The organism is Vagococcus salmoninarum (genome assembly GCF_003987495.1).
GTDB classification, from domain to species: Bacteria; Bacillota; Bacilli; order Lactobacillales; family Vagococcaceae; genus Vagococcus_D; species Vagococcus_D salmoninarum.
This window is the reverse complement of record NZ_NGJU01000030.1, coordinates 24,808-30,950: the sequence shown is the minus strand read 5'-3', so window position 1 is coordinate 30,950 and position 6,143 is coordinate 24,808. Positions and strand designations below refer to the sequence as shown.

The 6,143-nt window shown below is 37.1% G+C and carries 7 protein-coding genes; 3 read left to right on the top strand and 4 right to left on the bottom strand.

From position 1 onward, the window contains the following. Positions 1 to 153: 153 nt before the first annotated feature. The 3 genes from CBF35_RS14165 to CBF35_RS14155 are packed head-to-tail and all read right to left on the bottom strand — an operon-like array spanning position 154 to position 2,908. The gene (locus CBF35_RS14165; RefSeq protein WP_126782384.1) at positions 154 to 1,617 is read right to left on the bottom strand and encodes an ABC transporter ATP-binding protein; all 1,464 of its coding nucleotides are present in this window, start codon (positions 1,615 to 1,617) and stop codon (positions 154 to 156) included. A 1-nt stretch (position 1,618) separates the two neighbouring features. Beyond that, positions 1,619 to 2,311 carry an energy-coupling factor transporter transmembrane component T gene (locus CBF35_RS14160; RefSeq protein WP_126782382.1) on the bottom strand — a complete coding sequence of 231 codons (693 nt, stop codon included), beginning with the start codon at positions 2,309 to 2,311 and terminating at the stop codon, positions 1,619 to 1,621. 21 nt (positions 2,312 to 2,332) lie between these two features. Further along, positions 2,333 to 2,908, bottom strand: a complete 576-nt coding sequence (locus CBF35_RS14155) for an MptD family putative ECF transporter S component (RefSeq protein ID WP_126782380.1) — start codon at positions 2,906 to 2,908, stop codon at positions 2,333 to 2,335. Positions 2,909 to 3,183: 275 nt separating this feature from the next. Between CBF35_RS14155 and CBF35_RS14150 the strand changes: the two genes are divergently transcribed. From CBF35_RS14150 to CBF35_RS14935, 3 genes are all read left to right on the top strand, one after another. Beyond that, a complete protein-coding gene (locus CBF35_RS14150) occupies positions 3,184 to 3,783 on the top strand; it encodes a TetR/AcrR family transcriptional regulator (RefSeq protein ID WP_126782378.1) in 600 nt (199 codons plus the stop codon). 131 nt (positions 3,784 to 3,914) lie between these two features. Beyond that, on the top strand, positions 3,915 to 4,994 hold the full coding sequence (locus tag CBF35_RS14940; RefSeq protein ID WP_170174819.1) for an FtsX-like permease family protein: 1,080 nt from the start codon (positions 3,915 to 3,917) through the stop codon (positions 4,992 to 4,994). A gap of 3 nt (positions 4,995 to 4,997) precedes the next feature. After that, positions 4,998 to 5,675 carry an ABC transporter ATP-binding protein gene (locus CBF35_RS14935; protein WP_170174818.1) on the top strand — a complete coding sequence of 226 codons (678 nt, stop codon included), beginning with the start codon at positions 4,998 to 5,000 and terminating at the stop codon, positions 5,673 to 5,675. 48 nt (positions 5,676 to 5,723) lie between these two features. Here CBF35_RS14935 and CBF35_RS14140 read toward each other — a convergent pair whose 3' ends face one another. Next, positions 5,724 to 6,005, bottom strand: coding sequence for a hypothetical protein (locus tag CBF35_RS14140; RefSeq protein WP_244922610.1), 282 nt, complete (start codon positions 6,003 to 6,005; stop codon positions 5,724 to 5,726). Between the last annotated feature and the right edge of the window lie 138 nt (positions 6,006 to 6,143).

Below are 6,143 nucleotides of genomic sequence, written 5' to 3'. Positions count from 1 at the left end.
CTGTCACCTCTTGCGGTGTAAACTTATTAATTCCCATTTGTGTCACTTCCTTTTCTATTTATCATACAAAAATACCCTACAGAAGGCACGCTTTTTATTTCGTGTCCATTCTATAGGGTACAGTTTACAGTTTAATGTCGCAGTCCCTGTTTTTTATTTAAAATTATCTTTGAAGTAAGTGTAAACGTCGCGTTCGTCAGTCTTTAGTCGTTGTAATTCACCACTGACACCATGGTCTAACTGAAAGAGATGACTACAAGTTTGTTGAATAAATTCAACATCGTGACTAATAATTAAGACGAAGACTTTGAGACTTTGGAGATAAGCGATCATCTGACTGACTTGAGTCATATGATAGTGATCTAAGCCACTTGTCGGTTCATCGAGGATAATGAGTTCTTTACCAGAGAGTAGAGCTGTCGCAATCGCTACCCGTTGTTTTTGGCCACCAGATAATGACATCGGGTGCCGGTCGAGTAAATCTCGAAGTTGAAAAACCTCAATGACTTCTTCAAACAGTTCTGGTTTGCCAGCTTTTAAAAGTAATTCTTTGCGAACTGTTTCGCAAAACAACTGATAGTTAACATCTTGCATGACTAAGTAGCTCAAATTAATTTGTTCCTTAACCGTTAAAGGCCGACCGTTTCGGCTAATTTGACCTTGGCGATGTTTTAACAACCCAGTTAAAGCTTTAGCGAAAGTCGTTTTACCGGCACCGTTATGACCGACAATGCCAATGACTTGCCCCCCTAGAAAAGTCGCGGAAGGAATTGTTAAAGTGTCTGTTTTAGCTTTAGGGTAACGAACAGCTAAGTCAGAAATGTTCAAGGTAGGTAATTTCCCTAGTTCTTCAGTAGTAAGTTCCTTTTGGGGGAGCTGAGCTAAATCTAAACTCCGTAAACCAAAGGCTTCTCTTTGACTGACACTTAAAGCTAGAAATTCTGAAGTTTCATAAGCGTGGACTATTTCGCCAGCTACTAAAAGAAGGAAGCGATCAGCTAGTTCTTGTAAGTAATACAAACGGTGTTCAGCAATAATGATCGTACAACCAAGTGTCTTAACTTTTAATAAAATGCGTTTGATTTTTTCAATCGCTGTAAAGTCAAGATTGCTGGAAGGTTCATCAAGGACTAACAGTTTCGGTTGAATCATATAAGCCGAAGCAAAGGCAACTAGTTGTTTTTCACCCCCAGATAAATCAAACATTTGTCGTTGTAATAAGTGCTCGATTTCAAAAAGAGCAGCCACTTCCTGAAGTCGGCTTAACATTTCTTCTCGAGGTAAACCAAGATTTTCACAGGCAAAAGCTAATTCACTTTCAACATCCATGGTGAAAAATTGGGTTTTAGGGTTTTGAAAGACCGAGCCGACGATAGCCGATAGTTCATGAATCGGTGTTGTTTGCGTGTCCATGTTAGCCACTGTAATATCACCAGCTAATTCCCCTTCAAAGAGTTCTGGAATCAAGCCGTTAATTAAGCGGGTCAAAGTCGTTTTACCACAGCCACTTTTGCCACATAAGACGAGGCATTCACCAGGAGCCACCTTTAAGTTAATATCAGTTAAGCCAGTAATAGTATCAAAAGTCACTTGGGTATTTGTTAATGAAAGTACCATTTTAAATCATGCTCCTTCCAACAGTGATTAAGACAGCCGCTAGTAAAATTAAGTAGTCAAAGAGCTGTAAATGATCATTCGCTAAAGTTGTGTGTTTCCCTGGATTTGTGATCCCCCGAGTTAAAGAGGCGGCACTAAGATCCACAGCTGTGATTGAAGCCGACATTAATAAGGGAACTAAAATATATTCTAAGGTTTGGAGAGGGTGCTTTAACATGTCAAAACTGTTAACTGCAATCCCCCGCAGTTTCATCGCTTCACGAATATGACGGTAGTCACTTTTTAAAGTTGGAAAAAAGCGAAAGAGGACACTTAAAGGAATGACTACAAACTCAGGTAGATGCCATTTTCTTAAAGTGTAAATTAAAGTCGAGACTTTCGTTGTTGCCATAAAAAAGCCGCCCATCATAAAGATCGGCAATAGACGACGAAAGGTAATAGCGTAAAAAGAAACCATTTGGAATAAAAAGCCAATGTCTTGGTGGGCGAGTAAATAATCTAAGGCCAAACAACTTAAATAAATCAAAGTATAAGCCAAACCACGCTTGTAAGAGCCATTCAGGAAAATAGTTAATAATAAAAAGCTGACACTAATAACTTCTCCTTTAAAGGGCAAGTGAAAAAAGACCATGACGTTGGCAAAGGCTAATAAGCCGAGTTTTGTTTGGGTATTTAAGTGAAATGGGAAGGACATTTGAGCCCGCCTTTCTGAAATTTAGAAATGTTTTTCAAGGGTTTTTTGGCCAATTATTCCGCCAATCCAACCACAGATTGTGACAAAGATGATACAGATGAAAAAGGTACTCCAAGTAATATTAGCGAAAGTTTTCGCAATATAAGCGGCATCTTTGCCTCGATTGACAAGACTAGCAGTATAGCTGTTTTTAAAAAACCACAGAGGTAGAATTGGACCGGTGACACCGTAAGAAAAGACAATAAAGCTCAATCGATTCCATTTCTGGCTAAGGTAGTTGCCTTTTTTAGCGACTAAATCAGCGAGAATGGCACTGACTAAATGAGGAATAAAAGTTAAGGCGAAATGGCCGACTAACAAGAAGAAGAGTCCCATGACAATTCCCATACTCGTAATTGCCCCAAATTTTTTAGTTTTTTTGATTAATAATAAGTAGACAGCACCAGTAATTAGAGCTGAAAAACCAGGTAAAAGAATAACGGAAAAGCCTGGTAAAAGGAAGGCACTAATGAAAGTTGCTACGCCGACTAATAAAAAATAAATGGCTGTGTAAACGCCAGTTGTAATCATATCTTGAATCTTTAATGTTTTACCCATAGATGACACTCCTTAACATTTAAATTGCGTGATTTTTCACAAATGAAGACAGCTAAAAACTATTAATGAGTTAACTTTGTGTGAAAGAAACGCCATTTTAAAGTATAACATGCTTGATAATGATTATCAGTTAAAACTGACTTATCATACGATAGAACTTTAGCTGCCGTGCCTAGTTTTTAGCAAGAGCCTTGTTAAAATAATACCATAGTTATAAACTATCCCAAATTATGACAACTTGTGCTAGAATAAGATGGAAGAAAGGGGAGGGGTAAATGAGTAAGCCAAATTCACGAAAAATTGAATTAGAAAAAACCAGAAGTGGGATTTTAGAAGTAGCATCAGACTTATTTATGGAAAAAGGCTTTAAAAACACGTCAACACGTGAAATTGCTGAAAAATGCCACATCACCCAACCAAATCTTTACCATCATTTTAAAAATAAAAAAGAACTTTATATTGCCGTCATCGAAGAATTGACGAATAAAGTTCAAATCGATCTATTTGAAATTATTAATGAACCACTAGATATTGAAGTTAAATTAACAAAAATGGTTAACGTTTTATTGGAAAAACACCCAACAAACTTATTTTTAATGTTAAATGATATGTTTGTTGAAATGGCTGATCAAACCCATGCCAACTTATACGTGATGTTTAAAAAAACCTATGTCGATAGTTTTATGGCAGTCTTTCAAGAGCCAGCTAATGCAGCTAAACTTCGTCCAGGAGTTAGTGTCGCTGATGGGGCTCGGTTTGTATTGTACAATGTTAGTGCTATTTTAAGTATTCAAAATACTTATCAAAAGACGACGAAACAAAAAGATATTGATAGTTTTATTCAAATGATGCTTTACGGTATTTCAAATCAATAAAGTCTAAAAATAACCTGAGAAGGTTATTTTTTTTCTTAAATGCCACTTATCAGTCGATAAGCATTATCCTTCACTTATCAACTGATAAGTGGTATATTGTTGAATATTGATAAAGAAAGAGTTGATGACCCGTGTTTTTAGGATTTAATGAAATTAAATATTCGAAAAGTCGCTATGTCCTCGTGATTTTAGTGATGATTCTGGTAGCTTGGCTGATTTTTATTTTATCAGGCTTGGCTAATGGACTAGCTCAAGGAAATCGTCTAGCAGTTGATCAATGGCAAGCCGATCAAATTGTTTTAGCCGAAGAAGCTAATAGTAATTTAAATGCCTCAGTATTAGAAATTGGCGTTGGTGAGGAGATTGAAGGAGCAGATGTGGCACCGATTGGTCAATTATCCTTAGCAATTCGTGAAAAATCCCAAGAAACAGAAGAATTAGTTAATATTAGTATGTTTGGTGTTGAGAAAACGGATTTTATTATGCCAGAAGTCATTGAAGGCAAGTCATTCAATGGCAAAAATCAAATTGTCGCCTCCGAAAGTCTGAAAAATCAAGGCTTTAAACTAGGAGACCGCTTAGCAGCTGGTAAATACGAAGAAGATTTAGAAATCGTTGGTTGGATTAAAGAAAATAGTTTTAATATCGTCCCGGTTGTTTACACCTCAATGGAGACATGGCGAGCAATGAAGTACGGTGATACTCCTGGTATGCCAGAGATGGTGAATGGTTTTATTCTTAAAACTAAAGGGGATCAAAAGGTGACGGTCAAAAATGATAGTGCCCAAGCCATTGCAATACCTGATTTTATTGAAAAATTACCAGGTTACAGTGCTCAAAATCTAACTTTAGATGGCATGATTTATTTCTTGATTGTTATTGCAGCCTTTATTATCGGGATTTTCATTTTCGTGATGACATTACAAAAAACTGCCATGTTCGGTGTCTTGAAAGTTCAAGGGGTCCCAACTGCTTATTTAGGTAAAGCAGTCTTATTACAAACAGCCGTCTTAGCGGTAATTGGTGTTGGTTTAGGGTTAGCTTTAACTGGTCTGACAGTCTTGTTTTTACCAGATTCAATGCCTTATGCCACAAATTACACCCGATTAGTTAGTTTTAGTTTGGCGCTAATTGCATCAGCGATGATCGGCGGGGCTTTCTCAATTAAAACGATTGCCAAAGTTGACCCATTAATTGCCATAGGAGGATAGAACATGTCAAAAGTCTTAGAATTAAATCATATTAATAAAAGTTTTGGTACAGATGATAACCAAGTCGTTGTTTTGCATGACTTATCTTTTACAGTGAGTGCCGGTGAATTAGTCGCTGTTATTGGGCCTTCTGGTTCAGGGAAAAGTACCTTCCTAACAATCGCAGCTGGCTTACAAGATCCGACTACTGGGGAAGTTAAAATCGGCAATAAAAATATTGCTAACTTAAATAAAAAAGAGCGTTTAGCTATGCGTTTTAAAGACGTTGGCTTCATTTTACAAAGTGCTAACTTAGTCCCCTTTTTAACGGTCTTAGATCAATTTAAATTAATTGAAAAAGTCGATAAAAGCAAAAAAGACGTGGAAAAACGTCAAGGCTTGTTAGAAACATTAGACATTGCTGAGTTACAACATAAGTACCCTCGCGATTTATCAGGTGGAGAAAAGCAACGAGTGGCAATTGCCTGTGCCTTGTACCATGAGCCGGCGATTATTTTAGCTGATGAACCAACGGCTAGCCTTGATACTGAGCGGGCCTTTGAAGTTGTTGAATTATTGGCCCGAGAAGCAAAAGACAAAAACAAAGGTATCGTCATGGTAACCCATGATGAACGCCTCTTAACTTATTGTGATCGAGTTGTGCGGATTAATGATGGTAGTTTAACAGAAGTCGAAATATAAATAAAAAAGGAAGCAGCCAGTCATTTGGTTGCTTCCTTTTTTGTGGCATTAATCATTTGTCTTTTTTTGGCTTAAAGCTGCCCCTAACTCTTTTTGGGTTTCAGAATAAATATTGTAATTTTCATTATTGTTACCTGTGATATCGATGGCCCCTTTACCTGGACCTGTCACATTGTTTAAACCGCCTAAACCGGTGTTGACCATTGTACTCCAACCTTTAAGAGGGTCTTTGCCTTTTTGCCGAAGTTGGTCGTTTTTCCGCCGCAGTTTTTCTGTTCGCATGGTTAGTTTACGTTGTCTAAAATGTTTGAATTCACTTAATAAAGTCATTGATGTCTCCACCTTTCAAAGTAATTTTAGTGACAATATACGTGGCTTAATTATATCATAAAAAGGCTTTCTTGGGGCTATTGATTGACTTAGAAAAAAATTTGATTATATAATGACCACAGGACAAAAAATGGAAAT

What these genes read in the sequence shown, in the direction of transcription:
- CBF35_RS14155 (WP_126782380.1), bottom strand. Translation starts at nt 2,908, where the DNA reads ATGGGTAAAACATTAAAGATTCAAGATATGATTACAACTGGCGTTTAC.
- CBF35_RS14935 (WP_170174818.1), top strand. Translation starts at nt 4,998, where the DNA reads ATGTCAAAAGTCTTAGAATTAAATCATATTAATAAAAGTTTTGGTACA.
- CBF35_RS14165 (WP_126782384.1), bottom strand. Translation starts at nt 1,617, where the DNA reads ATGGTACTTTCATTAACAAATACCCAAGTGACTTTTGATACTATTACT.
- CBF35_RS14140 (WP_244922610.1), bottom strand. Translation starts at nt 6,005, where the DNA reads ATGACTTTATTAAGTGAATTCAAACATTTTAGACAACGTAAACTAACC.
- CBF35_RS14160 (WP_126782382.1), bottom strand. Translation starts at nt 2,311, where the DNA reads ATGTCCTTCCCATTTCACTTAAATACCCAAACAAAACTCGGCTTATTA.
- CBF35_RS14150 (WP_126782378.1), top strand. Translation starts at nt 3,184, where the DNA reads ATGAGTAAGCCAAATTCACGAAAAATTGAATTAGAAAAAACCAGAAGT.